This is a genomic window from Brevundimonas sp. EU05-FHT14B11, from assembly GCF_058790835.1.
In genome coordinates, this window is record NZ_JBYTCY010000001.1 from 1,258,099 (window position 1) to 1,274,513 (window position 16,415).

At 68.6% G+C, this 16,415-nt stretch carries 18 protein-coding genes and 1 tRNA gene; 8 read left to right on the forward strand and 11 right to left on the reverse strand.

What is annotated here, in order from left to right; all coding sequences use genetic code 11:
• Positions 1–28 precede the first annotated feature (28 nt).
• The 10 genes from AC3WRV_RS06325 to AC3WRV_RS06370 all read right to left on the reverse strand — a co-directional run bounded on the left by AC3WRV_RS06325 (position 29) and on the right by AC3WRV_RS06370 (position 8,457).
• Positions 29–448 carry an MAPEG family protein gene (locus AC3WRV_RS06325; RefSeq protein ID WP_492312557.1) on the reverse strand — a complete coding sequence of 140 codons (420 nt, stop codon included), beginning with the start codon at positions 446–448 and terminating at the stop codon, positions 29–31.
• Positions 449–459: 11 nt separating this feature from the next.
• Positions 460–2,280 (reverse strand): M14 family metallopeptidase, encoded by a 1,821-nt coding sequence (locus tag AC3WRV_RS06330; RefSeq protein WP_492312558.1) that lies wholly within the window; start codon positions 2,278–2,280, stop codon positions 460–462.
• A gap of 46 nt (positions 2,281–2,326) precedes the next feature.
• Positions 2,327–2,956, reverse strand: a complete 630-nt coding sequence (locus tag AC3WRV_RS06335) for a hypothetical protein (protein WP_291836163.1) — start codon at positions 2,954–2,956, stop codon at positions 2,327–2,329.
• Entirely contained in the window at positions 2,953–3,597 is a 645-nt protein-coding gene (locus AC3WRV_RS06340; RefSeq protein ID WP_492312559.1) for a hypothetical protein, read from the reverse strand. The genes AC3WRV_RS06335 and AC3WRV_RS06340 overlap by 4 nt, the downstream gene beginning before the upstream one ends.
• Positions 3,598–3,733: 136 nt before the next feature.
• Positions 3,734–4,078, reverse strand: a complete 345-nt coding sequence (locus AC3WRV_RS06345) for a hypothetical protein (RefSeq protein WP_492312560.1) — start codon at positions 4,076–4,078, stop codon at positions 3,734–3,736.
• Positions 4,079–4,191: 113 nt separating this feature from the next.
• Positions 4,192–5,721, reverse strand: a complete 1,530-nt coding sequence (locus tag AC3WRV_RS06350; protein WP_492312561.1) for a UbiD family decarboxylase — start codon at positions 5,719–5,721, stop codon at positions 4,192–4,194.
• An 8-nt stretch (positions 5,722–5,729) separates the two neighbouring features.
• Complete coding sequence (locus AC3WRV_RS06355; RefSeq protein ID WP_492312562.1) at positions 5,730–6,374, reverse strand: Pr6Pr family membrane protein; 645 nt, start codon at positions 6,372–6,374, stop codon at positions 5,730–5,732.
• A complete protein-coding gene (locus AC3WRV_RS06360) occupies positions 6,374–6,622 on the reverse strand; it encodes a helix-turn-helix domain-containing protein (RefSeq protein WP_492312563.1) in 249 nt (82 codons plus the stop codon). The genes AC3WRV_RS06355 and AC3WRV_RS06360 overlap by 1 nt, the downstream gene beginning before the upstream one ends.
• An 80-nt stretch (positions 6,623–6,702) precedes the next feature.
• Complete coding sequence (locus AC3WRV_RS06365) at positions 6,703–7,554, reverse strand: aldo/keto reductase (protein ID WP_492312564.1); 852 nt, start codon at positions 7,552–7,554, stop codon at positions 6,703–6,705.
• Between the two features lie 24 nt (positions 7,555–7,578).
• Positions 7,579–8,457 (reverse strand): alpha/beta hydrolase family protein, encoded by an 879-nt coding sequence (locus AC3WRV_RS06370; RefSeq protein ID WP_492312565.1) that lies wholly within the window; start codon positions 8,455–8,457, stop codon positions 7,579–7,581.
• A gap of 132 nt (positions 8,458–8,589) precedes the next feature.
• On the opposite strand from AC3WRV_RS06370, the gene AC3WRV_RS06375 reads away from it, so the two are divergent.
• The 3 genes from AC3WRV_RS06375 to AC3WRV_RS06385 all read left to right on the forward strand — a co-directional run bounded on the left by AC3WRV_RS06375 (position 8,590) and on the right by AC3WRV_RS06385 (position 10,455).
• On the forward strand, positions 8,590–8,826 hold the full coding sequence (locus AC3WRV_RS06375; protein ID WP_291838985.1) for a DUF3297 family protein: 237 nt from the start codon (positions 8,590–8,592) through the stop codon (positions 8,824–8,826).
• A 104-nt stretch (positions 8,827–8,930) separates the two neighbouring features.
• Positions 8,931–10,358, forward strand: coding sequence for a M20/M25/M40 family metallo-hydrolase (locus tag AC3WRV_RS06380; RefSeq protein ID WP_492312566.1), 1,428 nt, complete (start codon positions 8,931–8,933; stop codon positions 10,356–10,358).
• A gap of 14 nt (positions 10,359–10,372) precedes the next feature.
• A tRNA-Leu gene (locus AC3WRV_RS06385) sits at positions 10,373–10,455 on the forward strand.
• An 8-nt stretch (positions 10,456–10,463) separates the two neighbouring features.
• On the opposite strand, the gene AC3WRV_RS06390 is transcribed toward AC3WRV_RS06385, so the two are convergent.
• A complete protein-coding gene (locus tag AC3WRV_RS06390; protein ID WP_492312567.1) occupies positions 10,464–11,429 on the reverse strand; it encodes an SDR family NAD(P)-dependent oxidoreductase in 966 nt (321 codons plus the stop codon).
• A 134-nt stretch (positions 11,430–11,563) separates the two neighbouring features.
• Here AC3WRV_RS06390 and AC3WRV_RS06395 point away from each other — a divergent pair, with 134 nt between their 5' ends.
• The 5 genes from AC3WRV_RS06395 to AC3WRV_RS06415 all read left to right on the forward strand — a co-directional run bounded on the left by AC3WRV_RS06395 (position 11,564) and on the right by AC3WRV_RS06415 (position 16,314).
• Positions 11,564–12,586: an NAD(P)H-dependent amine dehydrogenase family protein gene (locus tag AC3WRV_RS06395; protein WP_291832728.1), complete on the forward strand. Its 1,023-nt coding sequence runs from the start codon at positions 11,564–11,566 to the stop codon at positions 12,584–12,586.
• 76 nt (positions 12,587–12,662) lie between these two features.
• Positions 12,663–13,193, forward strand: coding sequence for a nuclear transport factor 2 family protein (locus tag AC3WRV_RS06400; protein WP_492312568.1), 531 nt, complete (start codon positions 12,663–12,665; stop codon positions 13,191–13,193).
• A gap of 9 nt (positions 13,194–13,202) precedes the next feature.
• On the forward strand, positions 13,203–13,961 hold the full coding sequence (locus AC3WRV_RS06405) for an SDR family oxidoreductase (protein WP_291832723.1): 759 nt from the start codon (positions 13,203–13,205) through the stop codon (positions 13,959–13,961).
• Between the two features lie 29 nt (positions 13,962–13,990).
• Positions 13,991–14,818 (forward strand): DUF1295 domain-containing protein, encoded by an 828-nt coding sequence (locus AC3WRV_RS06410; protein WP_492312569.1) that lies wholly within the window; start codon positions 13,991–13,993, stop codon positions 14,816–14,818.
• Positions 14,815–16,314, forward strand: a complete 1,500-nt coding sequence (locus AC3WRV_RS06415) for an AMP-binding protein (RefSeq protein WP_492312570.1) — start codon at positions 14,815–14,817, stop codon at positions 16,312–16,314. Before AC3WRV_RS06410 ends, AC3WRV_RS06415 begins: the two co-directional genes overlap by 4 nt.
• Positions 16,315–16,415: the final 101 nt, after the last annotated feature.

The window sequence follows — 16,415 nt, forward strand, 5'->3', positions numbered from 1 at the left end:
CCGGGCCTCCGCCGGGGCGCAACCGCCGTCAGAAGGCGGCGGCGAAGATCAGCAGCCCCGCCGAGGCCAGGAAGGGCAGGTAGGTCAGGATCATGCCGAACATGCGTCCGGCGGCGGGCTGCTTCTCCTGCGCCATGCCCCAGGCATGGAGCACCCGGCCGAGGAAGAATGAACCGCCCAGCACGTGCACGACAGGCGCGCTGTAGAAGACCGCCACCACGGCCAGCGAGACCAGCGCCACCGGGATGTATTCGATGGCGTTGCCGAAAGCGCGGGTGGTCGTGGTCAGCTCGGCGTGGCCGCCGTCTCCGACCGAGACCTTGAGCTTGCGCCGTCCGGCGCTGATCCGCATCGACAGGAACAGGACGAACAGCAGCGAGAGGCCGGTCCAGAGCGCAACCGCCCGGAAGGCCTCGGTATGGAAGGCCAGCGCCTGTTCGATGCTCATGGAATCGCCCCTCAGTTCTCGCGCGCCACCGGATAGAGGCGGTAGTGGTCATCATAGAACGGGGTTCGTTCATAGAACCACTGCAAACGGGCGTCGCCGTTGGCGGCGAAGTCCGGCTCGGCGGCCAGCTTGGCCTCGAACTCGGCCTTCAGGGCCGGATCGGCGGCCATCATCCGCTCGGCCAGCGGGGCGATGGCGTAGCCCTCGATGTATTCGACGCGGCTCAGCACCTCGGGGAACAGGCCCCAGGCGAAGAAGCTTTCCGACGACTGCGGCTCCAGCAGCAGGACGACGATGTCGCCCAGCGGCTGGTCGGTCGGGACGCGCACCGAGCCGATCGGGAAGGTCCAGTCGCGGCGCTCGGGCGTGACCGAGGTCACGGTCACCGGAACATGGCCTTCGTTGGCGCGGGCGCCGACCTTCGGATCGTCGAGGCGCAGCATCTCCACCGGCACGGTGCGCGGCGCGGTCAGGGTCTCCATCGTCACGCCGTGGACGCGCAGGCGCTCGATGATGTCCGTCCGGTACGACGGCACCCAATAGGCTTCGGGCCGGCGCAGGGTCAGCGTCGGATGCGAGGTGTAGAACGGCAGCTGCCACAGCGCGGGATCGGCCTGGCCCAGCCAACGGATTTCGCGGCGGCCCGACGCCGGGCTGTCATAGGTTTCATAGGTGATGCCCTTGAACGGGCGGGTCACGGTCGGCTGGTCGTTCTGGACGAAGTTGGCGGGGATCTCGGCCGGACGCAGGGCGCTGTCGGCGGTGATCGCGGCGCGCAGGTCCCGGCCGTCGCTCGCCAGCAGCTTCAGGGCCTGTTCGAGGAAGACATAGGTGCCCAGCACGCGCTGTTCGTGCGGTTTGAGGCTGTGGTTCTCGATCAGGATGGTCGGGACGTGGGCCGCCGAGCCCCAGCCGTTCGAGAAGCGCTCGCCCAGGCCGCCGTCCGACAGGCCGGCGCGCGGGTTCTGGTCGTCGATGCCGAAGACCAGTTCGCCGGGGATATGGCCGCGCGCCTCGAGCGCCGCGTTCATCGCCGGCTTGAAGGCGTTATCCAGCCACAGCGCCGTGGCGGGCGAACGGGAATAGACCCCGTCCTCGCCGTTGTAGCCGTAGGTGACGTCGTACTGGTAATCCATGCCGTCGGTGACGTGGATGTCGACGTACAGGTCGGGCCGGTACTTCACGATCAGGCCGCGCACCGCCCGCATCTCGGGCTGGTCCAGCTTCAGGTAGTCGCGGTTCAGGTTCTGGTTGGTCGCCGTGTTGCGCCAGCCCTGAATGCGCGGTCCCCGTTGGTTCGGGCGGCTGTAGGCGCTGGCCCGCTCGTGCCCATCAACCGACAGGATGGGGATCAGGATCAGGTTGACCCGGTCCAGCAGGTCGTCCTTGCCGTAGAAGGCGATGTCGCGAAGCAGCATCATGCCCGCGTCCTTGCCGTCGATCTCGCCCGGATGGATGCCGGCCTGCGCCAGCAGCACCGGCTTGGACGGATCGAAGCGCGCGCCGTCCTTCGAAGCGATGACGGCGTAGATCGGCCGGCCTTCCGGCGAGACGCCGAACTGCTCGATGCGGATCAGGTCCGAGGCGGCATCCAGGCGGTCGAACCAGGCGCGGGTGTCGGCGTAGGTCGGGCTGAAGTCATGGGCGGCGTCGGCCTCGAAGGCCGTGACCCACGGGTCCGAGGCGGCGCGCAGCAGGTCGCGGCTGGCGCCGTTCCACTCCGGCGCCGGCGGCAGGAAGGGTTGATCCCACGGCGCGGCGTTGGGGACAGACTGGGACATGGCGGGACTCGCGAACAGAAGGGCGGCTGCGATCAGAAGGGGGGTGCGCATGATGCTTCCTCGACCAAATGCTGAACGGCGGCAAGCGATCCGGGCGTCAGCCCGTCACCCCCAGCGCGGGCGACCAGGCGCCGCTGGACAGCAGGTGAATGGCGGACATCGACAGCGTCCACAGGCTGTAGGCCAGAACGATCAGCAGGGCGCCGATCACGGCCCGTCGCCACGGCGCGAAGGCGGCGACGGCGGTTGTGGTGAAGAAGATGCCGAAACCGACCCACAGCCGCGTCGTCGACAGGGCGGCGAAACCCTCGTTCGCGGCCATAAGGCCCAGGAACAGCAGACCGACGATGAGGTTGGCGGTCATGATGCAGCCGAAGACCAGCCGCCGGGACTTCCAGAAATGCTCATCCAGATCGATCCGCTCGTGATGACCCTCGGCGGACACGCGGGGGAAGGTCATGCTGGCGGCGACGTAGAAGGTGGCGGCGATGATCAGGCCGGCGATCAGCAGGGCTTGGCTGAACGGCGCGCCGCGGAAGATGACCCAGGCCTGGTTCCAGAACGTCGCCACATCCAGCGCCACGAAGGTCGCCAGCAGCGGGGTCAGCCAGCCGAAGCGCACCCGTTCCCGCTCCTGCAGGATGCGGGCGAAGCCGCCGACCAGTTCGGCCACCGAGAGGCCCAGCAGCAGGCCGTAGAAGCTGAAGAAGAACTCGAAGGCGCTCATTTCGCGGGCGCCGTCGCCGAGGCGGCCGCCTCCCCGGCGTTCATGGCCTCAAGCATCTGTTCCGAGGAGTTGGGGAAGGCGGCCGAGGCGGCGCCCAGCACCAGATAGATGGCGATGTGGATCCCCGTCAGGGTCGCGAACGCCGCCTTGTTCCGGACGAAGGCGGCCGGGATCACCAGGGCGATATAGGCGGTCAGGGTCACGGCGTAGTTGGCGATCAGCAAGGAGCCGGCGGGCGCCGCCAGCAGGATCGGCGCGGCGACGATGAGCGCGGCGATATTGGCGGCCGTGGTCAGCAGCAGGACGAGCTTCTTGTTGGCCCAGAAATGATCGTCCAGCGACAGGTCGTCCTCGATGGCGTGCGGGAAGACCAGCGACGCGGCGATGAAGTAGATCAGGGCGATGGCCAGGCCGACGATCAGCAGGCCGTAGCTGAACGGCAGGTCGCGGAAATTGGTCCAGGCGAAGTCCCAGAAGCTGGCGACATCGAGCCCGACGAACAACGCCAGCAGCGGGGTCAGCCAGCCGATCCGGATTCGCTTGCGATGCTGGATGGCGGTGGCCAATCCGGTGGCGATCACGGTCACCGAGAGGCCCAGCACCAGGCCATAGAAGCTGAAGAAGAACTCGAACGCGCTCATGGACCCCCCGACCGGCGAAGCGCGACCCTATGAGCCCGCCGGTCCCGCGTCACCCCTTGGAAAGGCTCCAGAACGAAAAACGGGCGACGATGAGATCATCGCCGCCCGTCTGATTTCGTATGCTGAAGCCGGAGGCTCAGCCGTTCCGCTTGGCGACCAGGCGATCAACGGTAGCCTGGGCCTCGTTGCGGCGCGTGGTGTGGCCGTCGATCTCGGCGCGTTGCGCATCGGTCAGGCCGCCTGCGGCGGCGCCGTCGGCCTGCAGGGATTCGATCGTGGCGTTCAGGTCGGTGACCAGGTCCTGGGCTTCCCAGAGCTGCTGCTGCTCGGCCTGCGACAGGCGCGGCGGCGCGGCGCGGCGCGGGCGCGAGGCGCGCGCGCTATGGCGGCCGGTCAGCACCTGGGCGTCGGCGGGGGCGGGGATGGTGACCACCGGCGTCGCGAGAGCGAGGGCCAGGGCGGCGACGAGAGCGTGTTTCATGGATGGGCCTCCGGGAAGATCACTGACCCTGTTTCTAGATTACCGTTTCGTCATCTGAAAAGCGATTTTTCGACACATTCCGGAAACGATCGCGTCATCGCTGCAACACACGGCTATTTCCAGATCGGCGTTCCGTCCCCGGGCAGTCCCAGACGGCTCCACATCTCCGACACGCGGTCGACCACGTCCGGCTCCATGCGAATCTCCTCGCCCCATTCGCGCTTGGTCTCCGGCTCCCACTTGTCGGTGGCGTCCAGACCGATCTTGGAGCCCAGCCCGCTCTCAGGGCTGGCGAAGTCCAGATAGTCGATCGGGGTGTTCTCGATCAGCGTGATGTCGCGCGCCGGATCCATCTTGGTCGAGATGGCCCACATGACCTGTTTCCAGTCGCGGGCGTCGATGTCGTCGTCCACGACAATGACCCACTTGGTGTACATGAACTGGCGCAGATAGCTCCAGACGCCCAGCATCACCCGCTTGGCGTGGCCGGGGTAGGCCTTCTTCATCGACACCACGGCGATCCGGTAGGAACAGCCCTCGGGCGGCAGCCAGAAGTCGGTGATCTCGGGGAACTGCTGGCGCAGCAGGGGGATGAAGACCTCGTTCAGCGCCTCGCCCAGCACCGAGGGCTCGTCCGGCGGACGGCCGGTGAAGGTGGTCAAATAGATCGGGTCGCGGCGCATGGTGATGGCCGTCACCTGGAACACCGGGAAGGTCTCGACCGAGTTGTAGTAGCCCGTGTGGTCGCCGTAGGGGCCCTCCGCCGCGTGCTCGTCCAGCAGGACATGGCCTTCCAGCACGATCTCGGCGTTGGCCGGGACCATCAGCGGCACGGTCTTGCAGGGGACGAGCTCGGCCTTGGCGCCGCGCAGCAGGCCGGCGAACTGGTATTCCGACAGGGTGTCCGGCACCGGCGTCACGGCGGCCAGAATGGTGCCCGGGTCGGCGCCGAGCACGACCGCGCAGGGCAGGGGTTCCTTCGATCCGGCCTTCTTGTGCCGGGCGTAGTGCTGGGCGCCGCCGCGGTGCGCCAGCCAGCGCATGATGGCCTTGTCCTTGCCCAGCACCTGCATGCGGTAGATGCCGAGGTTGAAGTCGTCCTCGCGCGCCTGGGACGGCCCCTTGGTGACGACCAGGCCCCAGGTGATCAGCGGCGCGGGCTCGCCCGGCCAGCAGCCCTGGATCGGCAGGCTGGTCAGATCGATCTGGTCGCCTTTCAGCACGACCTGCTGCACCGGCGCGGTCTTCACGACCTTGGGCCGCATGGCCATCACCGTCTGGGCCAGCGGCAGCATCTCCATGGCGTCGCCCAGACCGCGCGGCGGCGTCGGGTTCCGCAGGAAGGCCAGCAGTTCGCCGACCTCGCGCAGCTCGGCGGCGGTGGTGCGGCTCTTCTTCTCCAGCGTCACGCCCATGGCCACGCGCTTCACCGTGCCGAACAGGTTGGCCAGGCAGGGGATGGGGCTGATCGAGCCGTCGGGCATGACCGGCTTCTCGAAGATCACCGCCGGGCCGCCGTTCCGGAGGAGGCGGGTCTGGATCTCGGTCATCTCCAGGTGGGTCGAGACGGGTTCGCTGACGCGCACCAGCTCGCCCTCGGCTTCGAGGATGTCGATGAAGTCGCGCAGCGATTTGTAGGCCATGGCTTCGCTTAAGCGGCGACGCGCGTCCTGTCACGTCGTCCGATGGTGCGGTCGATCGCCACGATGATCAGGCCGACGACGAGGAACAGGGCCAGCATGGCCGCGAACCAGAAGGCGGCCTTCGCCAGGCCCAGCGCGGGCAGGTCCACGAACCAGTACGGCCACCAGCCCGAGGCATAGCCGTGGATCGTGGTCCAGACGATGTAGACGAGCGGAACCGACAGCCACTTCACCGCGTCGATCCAGCGCAGCCGGCCCTTGGGCGTGAACAGCAGCCAGTCCATCACGAAGGCGATCGGCATCACGTAGTGGAGCAGGCCGTTCGACACGAACAGCCAACCCTGCGGATCCCAGACGTGCGAAAGCAGGAAATGATAGGTCAGGCCGACCACGGCGATGAACATCGCCACCGCCGCCCGAACGCCTTCGCTCAGGCTCCAGCGGCCCAGGGCGCTGTTCGGAAACAGCGCCGGGGCGGTCAGGGCCAGCGCCACGACCACATTCATAAGGACGGTGAAATAGCTGAAGAAATTCAGCGTAAGCTCGCCGGCGCCCTTGCCGCTGTCGCCGGTCAGCGTCAGCCAGTACTGCAGGCCGATGGCGAACCAGCCGACCAGGGCGAAGACCGCGCGGTAAGCCCGGGCGGCGCCCATCAATAAGCCCTTGAGTCAGACACCAGCGCCCACAGCGGCAGGCGCAGGGCGGCGGTGGCCGTGCCGATGCGCAGGCTGTCGAGGTGCGCCCGGCCGGCTTCGGCGCGGCGCTCCTCCTCGGGGGTCATGTCCAGCAGGCGCGCCATGTCGTCCACGCTCCAGCCGCGCTCTTCGCGCCACCGCTTCAGTCTTGCGCCGACCGCCGCGTCCGACGGATCGACGCCGGGGAAACCCAGCACCGAACCCATGGTCTTCTCCCTTGGCGCGATCGGCGTTCGCCTGCTTGAGCGCCGATACTCCCAGAGGGCGTCCTCTCAGGCGGAACGCCTCAGGCCCATTCTTCATCCCATTGGAAGGCCTTGTCGAGCCAGTCGCCCAGGCGGCCGTCCGGACGGGCCAGCGCGTGGATGCGGTCCATCTCCTCGGAAGACAGTTCGAAGTCGAAGATGTCGAAGCTTTCCTCGGCGCGGCTGACCTTGGTCGTGCGCGGGATGGCGATGACGCCCTGCTGGATCAGCCAGCGGAGGGTGACCTGGCCCGCGGACTTGCCGTGCGCCTCGCCGATCGCGTTCAGGGTCGGATCGTCGGCGATATTGCCCTGGGCCAGCGGCGACCAGGCGGTGATCGACGACCCCAGCGCCTTCGCCGCCGCGATCAGCTTCGTCAGCTTCAGATAGGGATGGTACTCGACCTGGTTGGTGATCAGCTTCGCCTTAGACAGGCTCTGGGCGCGGGCGAATTCGGCCGACGGGAAGTTGGACAGGCCGATGCTCTTGGTCAGGCCCTGCTCCAGCGCCTCGTTGAGCGCGCCCAGCGTCTCCTCGAACGTCGGCTCGGCCTTGGGCCAGTGCAGCAGCAGCAGGTCGGGGGTGAAGCCCAGGCTGTCCGCCGACTCCTTCGCCTGTTTCAGCAGGCCGGCGCGGTCGAAATGGGCGACCCAGATCTTGGTGGTCAGCCAGATGTCCTCGCGCTTCACATGGCCGGCGGCGATGGCGTCGCGGATGCCGTCCCCGACGGCGGCCTCGTTCTTGTAGATCCAGGCGGTGTCGATGTGGCGGTAGCCGATGCGCAGGGCCTCGGCGACCATGCGGCGCGCGTCGGCCGGTTCGAGGTTCCAGGTGCCGAAGCCCAGCAGGGGGATGGTGTGGCCGTCGACGGTGATCGTGGGCTGGTCGGTCATGGGAACGCTCCGGGAAGGGTGCGCTTACCTATGTGCGGACGGCCCCGGTTCAAGCAGCCAGTCGAACATCTCATCCCAGAGCCGCTCCATGCCCCTGCGGAACGCGCCCTCGTGACCGATCCGTTTCACGCCGAAATCGGTCGGGGCGTGGACGGTCATCTCGCGCGGCGCGTTGGGGTAGACCTGCAGCAGGATCGGCGAGGTGACGGGCGTGGCGATGGGGTCGTCCGTGAAGATCCACGAGCGGATCGGGGCCGTTACCGCGTCGAAATGGTGCGGCTTCAGCCCGTCCCTCAGCTCATCGAGGAAGTAGGGCTCCTTCAGGCACCAGCGCCGCCAGGTCTCCCAGACGCCGCGCGGCAGGTCGGTCCCGGCCCACAGCCCGCCGCCCTTGATGTAGCCGTGCCGGGCCAGGCTCCATGGGCCGAAGCCGAACCAGAAGAACAGCTCCATCGGATTGTAGGACCGGTGATGCCGCCCCCAGTAGCCGCTGCCGACCGAGACGAAGGCGTGCCTGGCGATGCGGTCCTGATTGGCCATGAAGCCGAGGAAATGGCCGCCGACACTGTGGCCGACGTGGACGACCGGCAGGCCCGGCGCAGCCTCGATAAGAGCGTCCAGCGCGGCGGGCATGTCCAGGCGGCCCCAGTCGACATAGTCCATCGTCATCGCCGCCAGATCCTCGGGCCGGGATCCGGCGATGCCGCGGAAATCATAGGTCAGCACCGCCGCGCCCCGGTGCGCCAGATGCCGGGCGAAGCGGTCGTAGAAGCCCTTGGGGAAGCCGGTCCCGGAACTCATCAGGACGGCCATCGTCGGCGATTGCGCCGAGACAAGCCGCATCGCCAGCGGATAGCCGTCGGTCGCCGGAGCGATGAAGTCGCTGATGATCAGATCGGTCACGGCCATGGTCCGGAATTGGGTCCGTATTGATTTGCAACGAACCTAGTCGATTGACCCCACGTCAGGTCAAGAGCTTGGAGCCGGGCGGCGGACCGGCTAAAGGCGGCGGCTGATTTGCTGAAGAGCCCCACCATGACCGACCTTCCCGACCGCCTGTCCGTCGATCCCGACAGCGCCTTCCACGACGCCGACATCCTGGCGCAGGGCATCGGCGTCCGCTTCAAGGGCGAAGAGAAGACCAACGTCGAGGAATACTGCATCTCGGAAGGCTGGGTCCGCCTGGCCGTCGGCAACCGCGTCGACCGCCGCGGCAAGGCCCTGACCGTCAAGCTGCAGGGGCCGGTCGAGGTCTGGGTCAAGGGCGAGTAGTCGCCCTTATGGCGGCAGCAGGAAAACTGCGGCCGCCGATGCTTCCCGCTCCGGAAATCGCGGTCTAGGGTCCCGGCCTCGTTGCTGAGTCCCTCGGAGCCGTCATGCGCCTGTCCGCCCGCCTTCTCGCCGCCAGCGCGATCGCGCTCAGCTTCGCCGCCCCGGCCCTCGCGCAGGACGCCGCGACCGTCCAGCGGGCTGAGCGCATCCGCGACGCGGCGCTCCAGCAGAACATCGCCCTGGACTACGTCACCCGCCTGACCACCCGCTTCGGTGCGCGTCCGGCCGGATCGAAGTCCGAGCAGGACGCCGCGGCCTGGGCCGCCGGCTACATGCGCGAACACGGCTTCCAGAACGTGCGTATCGAGACCTTCCCCCTGGTCGGCTGGGAGCGCGGCGAGGAGAGCGCCTCCATCGTCGGCGCTCATCCGCAGCGTCTGGTCGTCGCCGCCCTGGGCCATTCGCCGGGCACCAATGGCGTGATCGAGGCCGAGGTCGTGCGTTTCGACAGCCTGGAGGCCCTGAACGCCGCCCCCGCCGGTTCCCTGGCGGGCAAGATCGCCTACGTCGACGCGGGCCAGATGGTGCGCATGCAGGACGGCGCCGGCTACGGTCCCCTGACCCGCATCCGCGGCGCCGGCCCGGGCGCGGCCGCGGCCAAGGGCGCGGTGGCCTTCATCATGCGCTCGGTCGGTTCGGACGAGCACCGCATGCCGCACACCGGCACCACCCGTTACATCGAGGGCCGCGTGCCCCTGCCGGGCTTCGCCCTGTCGGCCCCGGACGCCAGCCAGCTGTCGCGCCTGATCGCCGGCGGCGAGACCGTCCGCCTGCGCCTGTCCTCCACGGCCCACACCTATGAGACGGTGTCCCAGAACGTCGTCGGCGAGATCACCGGCGCCTCGCGCCCCAATGAGGTGATCGTGCTCGGCTCGCACATGGACAGCTGGGACCTGGGCACCGGCGCCATCGACGACGGCGCCGGCGGGGCCATCACCCTGGCCGCCGCCAAGGCCATCGCCGAAAGCGGCCGCCGTCCGGCGCGGACGGTGCGCGTTGTGCTGTACGGTTCGGAAGAGGTGGCCCAGCCCACCGACACCGGCAACGGCGGCGGCGCCTATCTGCGCGGCATCGGCGCGGCGGTGGAGCAGCACATCATCGCCGGCGAGAGCGACTTCGGCGCCGACCGCGTCTACGCCTTCGGCCTGCCGCCCGGCGCCCAGGGTTCGGACTTCGCCAGGATCGCGGGTCGGGTGCTGTATCCGATCGGCGTCCTGCCCTCGCCGGATCCCGAACTGCACGGCGGCGCCGACGTGGGCCCGCTGGCGGAGGCGGGCGTGCCGGTGTTCGGCCTGAACCAGGACGGCACCCGCTACTTCGACCTGCACCACACCGCCGACGACACTCTGGACAAGATCGACCCGGCCCAGCTGAGCCAGAACGTCGCCGCCTGGGCCGCGCTGGTCTATCTGGTCGCCGATTCCGACGTCGACTTCCGCGCCATGCGTCCGGCGACGGCGGCGGCCCACTGAGACCGAACACCGCCGCGGGCGTGGCGAAATGGTAGACGCACCGGACTTAAAATCCGGGTCCTCTGGAGTGTCGGTTCGAGTCCGACCGCCCGCACCAGCTCCCGGTCAGCCGACCAGCGCTTGCCGGTCGCGTTCCAGGAAGGCGACGATGTCGGCCGGCGTCGCCCTCGGCGTGCGGGTGTGCGGATAGGCGTGCGCAGTGCGCGGCTTCCGGTCGAACCACAGTTCATCGACCACCTCCGGCGGACGGGTCGCGGCCAGCCAGTCGATGGTGTCGGCGCCCTCGTCGTCGTTGCGCAGGATCGGAGCCAGGATCTTGCGGAATTTGGGCAGGGAGGTCTTCACCCCCGCCGTGTCGGCCCAGCCCGGATGGACCGCGTAGGTCCTGGCCCCAATGCCGGCGAAGGCCGCGCGCCAGTGCTCGGTCAGCGCCACCTGGGCCCGCTTGTGGGCCGCGTAGGCGGCGAAGCCGTTGAACTTCTCTTCCGGGATGTTCAGCATCGATTTGGTCAGCGGCAGATTGTAGAGGCCGCCCGAGACCACATTGATGATCGCCGCTTCCGAGGCCAACAGGCCCTCGGCGTGCATCTGTTGCGTCAGGATGTAGTGACCCAGCAGATTGGTCGCGTAGGAGGTCTCCAACCCCTCGGCCGTCGCCTGGTAGGACCGCATCAGCAGGCCGACATTGTTGACCAGAACGTCGAACTTCAGGGCGGCGATCTCCGGCCGGCGGGTCAGGTCGGACACCGCTCGCATGGATGACAGGTCGCAGACGACCGGAACGATCCGTCCGGACGCCCCCGCCGCCGCGGCCTGAAGCGCATCCAGCGCGGCGACATTGCGCCCGACCGCGTACACCGTGGCCCCCTTGCGCACGGCGCGCAGCGCCGCCGCCCGCCCCAGCCCGCCGGTCGCGCCGGTGACCAGCCAGGTCTGTCCGGAATAGTCCGCGCGAACCGGCTTGAACGGCAGGCCGCGGGCGATGTAGCCGACGCGGGTGAATGACGGCGCGAAGCGTGCGTAGAAATTCACAGACTTCATAAGGGCTTGCAGGAAGGGCAGCTCAGCCATCGGATATCCTCCAAAGCGCGTACGTCGTCGCTTTCGTAAACATACTAATCAAGCGGGACGGCTTGGCAACCGGCTTGCGTTTCTGGACTGATGGCGTATCGGTTCGGAATCGCAAGTCACAGGATCCGCTTCGAATGACCAGACCGATCCGCGTGATCCAGTGGGCGACCGGCTCCATGGGGCGGGCCTGCCTGCGCGCCGTGATCGACGATCCGCGCTTCGAACTGGTCGGTCTGTTCGTCTATGGCGCGGCCAAGGCCGGGCGGGACGCCGGGGATATCGCGCGGCGCGATCCGACCGGGGTGATCGCCACCCGCGCCATCGAGGACATCCTGGCGCTGGACGCCGACGTGGTGCTGCACTGCCCGATGTTGCCGGATCCCTATGACGGGCATGACGCCGACGTCCGGCGTCTGCTGGAGGCAGGCAAGAACGTCATCTCGATCAACAACTACTTCGAGCCCGCCGCGCTCGGCGCCGACTATGCGGCGACCCTGTCGCAGAGCGCGCTGAAAGGCGGCGCGACCCTGGCCGGGACGGGGGTGAATCCCGGCTGGGTGGCGGAGCGGATGGCGGCCAACGCCGTCAGCCTGTGCCTGTCCCACCGCAACGTCGCGACCCGCGAAATCATTGACTGTGCGACGGTTCCCAACCCCGACTATGTCTTCGGCGCGCTCGGCTTCGGAGCGGATCCGGCGTCGATCGACCTGGTGGACGGCCCGCTGGCGCGAACCTTCGACCGCATGTTCGCCCAGAGTGTCGAGGGGCTGGCGCAACGCATCGGTCTGAAGCTGGACGGGTATGAGTCCGACCACGAACTGCGCACCGCCGAGCTCGACCTCATCGTCGCGGCGGGCATCATCCCTCGGGGCACGGTGGCGGCGACGACCTGGCGGGTGCACGGCCTCGCCGACGGCGTCCGCCGCATCACCCACGAGGTCAACTGGATCATGGACCCGGCTGACCCGGCCTTCGCCGGCAAGCCGCACTGGCGGATCGAGGTCGACGGCCTGCCCGGGCTGAAGATCGCCATGGACCTGGTCGACACCGCGCCGGCGGGCGTGCGCACAAAGCCAGAGCAGTTCGCGGTCGCCGGCATGGTCCTGGACGCCATCCCGCGCGTGGTCGCGGCGCCGCCGGGCCTCCTTCGCCTCTGATGTCAGCGGGTTGCCCGCTAACAAAAGTCATGTCACTTTCATTCAAAGACTAAAAGAACGAACCGAGGAAACGACCATGGCCGACCGTGATCCCGAGGTGCAGGCGCTTCTCGACAAGAAGGCGATCGAGGAGACCCTGCTGCTGTTCCTGCGCGGCTGCGACCGCGCCGACGCGGACCTGGTCGAGCGCGCCTATTGGCCCGACGGTTGGGAGGACCACGGCGGCACCTTCAACGGCCCGGCGTCAGAATGGGTCGCCGTCGTCAAGGAGCGCCTGCCCAAAGCCGGGCTGATGAACCATCTGGCCATGAACCTGGTCATCGAGCTGAAGAGCGCCACGACGGCCACGGCCGAATGCTACATCCTCACCGCCTCGCGCCTGAAGGTGAAAGGGGAGCTGTTCGACACCCGCACCCTGGCCCGCTGCGTCGATCAGATGGAGAAGCGTGGGAACGAATGGCGGATCCTGCGCCGCACCATGTGCTGGGAGTGGAACGAGGAACACGAGATCTCGGAGACCTGGGCGCGCGGGGCGATCACCAATGATCCGACCCAGCTGCGCCGCGGCGCCAAGAAGCCCGACGACATCATCTACACCGCCGCCTGAGGTCCGATCATGGAAGTCCAGGGCTGTGTCGCCATCGTCACCGGCGCCAATCGCGGGATCGGCGAGGCCTTCGTCCGCGTGCTGATGCAGGAGGGGGCGGCCAGGGTCTACGCCGGCGCCCGCGATCCCGCCTCGGCGAAACATCTCGAGGATGAGTTTCCCGATCGCGTCGTGGCCGTGCGCCTCGACGTGTCGAAGCCGGAGCAGATCACGGCCGCGGCGGCCGCCTGTCCGGACGTCTCGGTCGTGGTCAACAACGCCGGCGCCTTCAACAACCAGCTGCTGATCGGCGCCGACGACCTGTCGGCCGCGCGCGAGGAGATGGAGGTCAACTATTTCGGCCCCGTCGCCATGGCCCGCGCCTTCGCGCCCATCCTGAAGGCCAACGGCGGCGGCGCCATCCTGAACGTCCTCTCGGTCGGCGGCATCCTCGCCGCGCCGAACATGGGGGGCTACAGCCCGTCCAAATTCGCCATGCGCGCCGCCGGGACGTGCATCCGCGCCGAGCTGGCCGGGCAGGGCACGACCGTCACCTCGCTGATCGTCGGCTCGGTCGACACGCGCATGGCCGCGCATGTGAAGGGGGCCAAGGAGGCGCCTGAGGACGTCGCCCGGGCCGCCATGCGCGGCATCACCCGGGGCACGGACGAGATCGACACAGACCGCTTCGCCATCGAGATGCGCGCCGCCAAGGCGCGTGATCCCAAGGGGTTGGAGCGGCAGATGGCCAAGGCCGTCTTCGTCAAGGAACCGTCGACCGGCCGCTAGCGCCGGCGCCACAAGGGGAGGGAAGTCCAATGCCTGCTGTTCAGGAGATCGCCACGATCCTGGGGATCAACCTCGGGATCTGTATCGCGTCCTTCGTCATCCTCTGGGCCATCGGCTGCGCGCTGAAGGACGTCACCTTCGTCGACGCCTGGTGGGCGCTGGGCCTGGCCTTCATGGCGGTGACCACCTTCTTTCAGGCCGACGGCGCCGATGCGCGGATGCAGCTCCTGCTCGCGCTCGCCTGCGTCTGGGGCCTGCGCCTGGGCCTCTACATCCTGTGGCGCTGGCGCTCCCACGGGCCCGACCGCCGCTACGTGAAGATGCTCAGCCGCGCGCAGGAGACCAAGGGCTGGAGCTTCCCCGTCGCCTCCTGGAGGCTGGTCTTCATGTTCCAGGCCCCGATCCTGTGGGTGGTCAGCATGCCGGTCCAGCTGGGCCAGCTGTCGGCCACGCCCGCGGCCATCGGCACGCTGGGCTGGATCGGCGCCGGCCTGGTCGTCTTCGGCATCCTGTTCGAGAGCCTGGCCGACTTCCAGCTGGTCCGCTTCAAGGCGAACAAGGCCAATGAGGGCAAGGTGCTGGACGCCGGCCTGTGGCGCTACACCCGCCATCCCAACTACTTCGGCGACCTCTGCGTCTGGTTCGGCCTGTGGGCCATCGCGGCGGAGACCGGCCTGATCGGCATCGCCTCCATCGTCGGGCCGCTGCTCCTGCTGCTGATGTTCGTGAAGTACAGCGGCGGGCCGTCCTATGAGAAGCGGCTGACCTATCAGCGCCCCGGCTATGCCGAGTATATCGCCCGCACAAGTTCCCTCATCCCCTGGCCGCCGAAGAAGGCCGCTCCGGAGGTCGTGTGAAGCGCCCGTCCACCCCACGCGTCATGTCCACCCCCGGGATCGGCGAGATGTCGCCCCGGGGCATGGGCGCCCTTCTGGACATCCACGCGGCCCGCGATCCGGACCGCCCGGCCCTGTCCTTCGAAGGCGAGACCCTGACCCGCGCTGCGCTGGCGTCGCGGGTCAATCGCCGCGCCCGGACCCTGGCGCGGCTGGGCGTGGAGGCGGGAGACTTCGTCGCCATCGCCCTGCCCAACACCCCGGCCTTCCTTGAGCTGGCCTTCGCCGTCTGGGCCCTGGGCGCCACGCCCGCGCCCCTGTCGCACAAGCTGCCGGCGGCGGAGCTGGAGGGCGTCCTCGACCTGCTCAAGCCCCGGCTGGTGGTGATCAACGACGCGGCCAAGGCCGGCGGCTGGCCCGCCTTCGCGGAGGCCGACACCTTCGATGCGGCGGCCGATGACAGCCCCCTGCCGGAGAAGATCGCCCCGCACCTGAAGGCCATCGCCTCGGGCGGCAGCACGGGCCGGCCCAAGGTCATCGTCGACATGTCGCCGGGCGTCGCCGATCCGGACAGACCCCTGCTGGGCATGCTGCCGGACGACGACGTGCTGATGAATCCCGGGCCGCTGTACCACGCGGCCCCCTTCGGCATGACCTGCTTCGCCCTGGGCTGGGGCCTGCACGTGGTGCTGATGCCGCGCTTCGACGCCGAGGAAGCCCTGCGCCTGATCGAGCGCTACAGGGTGCGCTGGCTGTTCCAGGTGCCGACCATGATGCACCGCATCTGGGCCCTGCCGGAGGCGGTGAAGGCCCGCTACGACATCTCGTCCCTGGACGCCGTCATGCACATCGCCGCGCCGTGTCCGCCGTGGCTCAAGCAGGCCTGGATCGACTGGGTCGGCCCCGAGACGGTGTGGGAGCTCTACACCGGCACCGAGGCCATGGGCGGCACCGGCATCAACGGCCTGCAGTGGCTTGAGAAGCCCGGCTCGGTCGGCCGGGTCCTGCCCGGCTACCAGATGCAGGTGCTGCGTCCGGACGGCTCGGCCTGCGACGTGGACGAGGTCGGCGAGATCTTCTTCCGGCCCCTGCGAGGGCAGGGGAGCACCTACCGCTACCTGGGCGCCGAGCCCAAGGCGGTGGGCGAGTTCGAGACCCTGGGCGACATGGGGCGGCTGGACGCCGACGGCTATCTCTTCCTCGCGGACCGTCGGGTGGACATGATCCTGTCGGGCGGCGCCAACGTCTATCCGGCCGAGGTCGAGGCGGCGATCGACGCCTTCCCCGGCGTCCAGTGCAGCGTGGTCATCGGCCTGCCGGACAACGACCTGGGCCAGCGCGTCCACGCCATCGTCGAGACGGCGGACGGGCGGCTGGACGCGGCGGCGCTGACCGCCTTCCTCGCCGAGCGCATCGCCCGCTACAAACAGCCGCGCACCTTCGAGGCCACCGCTGAACGGCTGCGCGACGACGCCGGCAAGGTGCGTCGGGGCCAGCTTCGGGCGGAGCGGATCTGAAGTTTCTCCCTCCCCCCTGTGGGAGGGATGTCGGCGCGCAGCGACGACAGGGTGGGGGGCTGTGCGGTTGCTCCCCACCCCTCTCGCTCCGCGAGCCACCC

Bases quoted from the DNA above. Each gene is read 5' to 3' on its own strand.
- AC3WRV_RS06345 (WP_492312560.1), bottom strand. From the start codon at position 4,078: ATGAAACACGCTCTCGTCGCCGCCCTGGCCCTCGCTCTCGCGACGCCG.
- AC3WRV_RS06410 (WP_492312569.1), top strand. From the start codon at position 13,991: ATGCCTGCTGTTCAGGAGATCGCCACGATCCTGGGGATCAACCTCGGG.
- AC3WRV_RS06375 (WP_291838985.1), top strand. From the start codon at position 8,590: ATGACCGACCTTCCCGACCGCCTGTCCGTCGATCCCGACAGCGCCTTC.
- AC3WRV_RS06340 (WP_492312559.1), bottom strand. From the start codon at position 3,597: ATGAGCGCGTTCGAGTTCTTCTTCAGCTTCTATGGCCTGGTGCTGGGC.
- AC3WRV_RS06335 (WP_291836163.1), bottom strand. From the start codon at position 2,956: ATGAGCGCCTTCGAGTTCTTCTTCAGCTTCTACGGCCTGCTGCTGGGC.
- AC3WRV_RS06350 (WP_492312561.1), bottom strand. From the start codon at position 5,721: ATGGCCTACAAATCGCTGCGCGACTTCATCGACATCCTCGAAGCCGAG.
- AC3WRV_RS06395 (WP_291832728.1), top strand. From the start codon at position 11,564: ATGACCAGACCGATCCGCGTGATCCAGTGGGCGACCGGCTCCATGGGG.
- AC3WRV_RS06360 (WP_492312563.1), bottom strand. From the start codon at position 6,622: ATGGGTTCGGTGCTGGGTTTCCCCGGCGTCGATCCGTCGGACGCGGCG.
- AC3WRV_RS06365 (WP_492312564.1), bottom strand. From the start codon at position 7,554: ATGACCGACCAGCCCACGATCACCGTCGACGGCCACACCATCCCCCTG.
- AC3WRV_RS06390 (WP_492312567.1), bottom strand. From the start codon at position 11,429: ATGGCTGAGCTGCCCTTCCTGCAAGCCCTTATGAAGTCTGTGAATTTC.
- AC3WRV_RS06330 (WP_492312558.1), bottom strand. From the start codon at position 2,280: ATGCGCACCCCCCTTCTGATCGCAGCCGCCCTTCTGTTCGCGAGTCCC.
- AC3WRV_RS06405 (WP_291832723.1), top strand. From the start codon at position 13,203: ATGGAAGTCCAGGGCTGTGTCGCCATCGTCACCGGCGCCAATCGCGGG.
- AC3WRV_RS06355 (WP_492312562.1), bottom strand. From the start codon at position 6,374: ATGGGCGCCGCCCGGGCTTACCGCGCGGTCTTCGCCCTGGTCGGCTGG.
- AC3WRV_RS06380 (WP_492312566.1), top strand. From the start codon at position 8,931: ATGCGCCTGTCCGCCCGCCTTCTCGCCGCCAGCGCGATCGCGCTCAGC.
- AC3WRV_RS06325 (WP_492312557.1), bottom strand. From the start codon at position 448: ATGAGCATCGAACAGGCGCTGGCCTTCCATACCGAGGCCTTCCGGGCG.
- AC3WRV_RS06400 (WP_492312568.1), top strand. From the start codon at position 12,663: ATGGCCGACCGTGATCCCGAGGTGCAGGCGCTTCTCGACAAGAAGGCG.